A 1,279-nucleotide genomic window follows, 5' to 3' on the forward strand; every position below is an offset into this window, starting at 1 on the left:
CCCAGGGGTGTTGATTAGCTAATATTTTCCATCTGAATAGAGCAGACTTCTCCTATTTAGATGGAACCACTGAATTTCAGCTCTCACTTCCGTTGGAAGTGTAGATTGAATAAACCTGCGGGAAAAGTCCAAAAAATTTAAAGGACAAATTTTTCTCCATGCAGATTGCGTTTCATTAAATAACCAGCGTAACAATAAATAAGAGATTAATGTTCCGAACACTTGACTGTACACTGCGTTTTCAGACGTACCAAATACGTTCGATAGCTCTAGATTTTGTTTAACCCACCTAAAGAACAATTCAATTTGCCATCGTGCTTTATAAAATGCTGCGATTGCTTCGGCTGAACAATCCATTAGGTTTGTAGCTACACGTATTTTATTTCCTTCTGCGTCACGAAAGGTAACAAGACGATAGCGGTTCTTAGTCTGACGACTCCCTTTTCCAAGGCCGGCCGTTTCATCTTCAATGATGTTTGACTCTCCGAGGCGAAGTCGTTTCAACGATTTTTTATGGGAAGCTGTAAAAGCGTCAGCAATTCGTATGACAAATTGTTTATTGGTCCCTTCCAACTGTTCAAAAATCGCTGTACTGGCATACCCACGATCACCTATAAATACAGCAGAAGGATCATCAACCGAGAATAACTTTGGTGCAACCATAATATCGTGATCACGACCCGTTGTTTCAATTACGTTTGTTGGCTGACTCTCTAAAATATCAAATAGAGTATGAAGTCGTATGGCATGACGACAACTCGAATAACGTGCCCAAGCATAGTTTGGATGTTTAAACGTGATCGTTGTAGAGTCAATAGCATAAAGTTTGTACTTTCTTACAAACGATCGTCGAAGCGATCGGTTCATACGTTTAATGAGAAGTTGAAAGATGTCACGCATGACTTGAAACGGAACATTTTTTGCTTTTTTGGCTAAAGTTGAATGATCCACGCTAGGCACTTCGGGATAGTTTGGTAGATGAGCTTCTGCCTCTCGGTACCCTGACCAAGTTTCCGTAGCGGCAACGGACCAAAAATTAATCAGGTGGACAAAATTAAATTTTCTTGCGGTCTCGATATAACCGTGTTTTAAAGCAATTTGAATCATTTCTTCTTCTGTGATGAATAATTGTAACAATCGGGGAAGTGTGTTAATCTTGTTCATGGAAAGCCATTCTCCTTTGTGTTTGTTAGCGGTAACTACACTTTAACGGAGATGGCTTTCTTTGTCTTTTTATATGCTTGTATCTACTAAATTTTGGTTAATCAACAGCCCTGGG

The 1,279-nt window shown here is 39.6% G+C and carries 1 protein-coding gene; it reads right to left on the reverse strand.

What is annotated here, in order from left to right; genetic code table 11:
* Nucleotides 1-18: 18 nt before the first annotated feature.
* The gene (locus N0O92_RS23695) at nucleotides 19-1,164 is read right to left on the reverse strand and encodes an IS4 family transposase (RefSeq protein WP_315617500.1); all 1,146 of its coding nucleotides are present in this window, start codon (nucleotides 1,162-1,164) and stop codon (nucleotides 19-21) included.
* Nucleotides 1,165-1,279 lie beyond the last annotated feature (115 nt).

The sequence above is a fragment of the Alkalihalobacillus sp. MEB130 genome, from assembly GCF_032335535.1.
Classification (GTDB): domain Bacteria; phylum Bacillota; class Bacilli; order Bacillales; family Bacillaceae_D; genus Halalkalibacter.